The sequence below is a fragment of the Xenorhabdus entomophaga genome, assembly GCF_037996725.1.
GTDB classification, from domain to species: domain Bacteria; phylum Pseudomonadota; class Gammaproteobacteria; order Enterobacterales; family Enterobacteriaceae; genus Xenorhabdus; species Xenorhabdus khoisanae.
Genome location: NZ_JBBMXH010000481.1, coordinates 1 through 227 on the forward strand (window position 1 = coordinate 1; position 227 = coordinate 227).

At 54.2% G+C, this 227-nt stretch carries 1 rRNA gene; it reads left to right on the forward strand.

The features are described from left to right. Positions 1-227, forward strand: a 16S ribosomal RNA gene (locus AAC854_RS24860); the annotation flags it as partial.

Here is a 227-nt window from a genome sequence, read left to right on the forward strand (position 1 = left end):
GGGGAATATTGCACAATGGGCGCAAGCCTGATGCAGCCATGCCGCGTGTATGAAGAAGGCCTTCGGGTTGTAAAGTACTTTCAGTGGGGAGGAAGGCGTGAAGTTGAATAGACTTGACGATTGACGTTACCCACAGAAGAAGCACCGGCTAACTCCGTGCCAGCAGCCGCGGTAATACGGAGGGTGCAAGCGTTAATCGGAATTACTGGGCGTAAAGCGCACGCAGG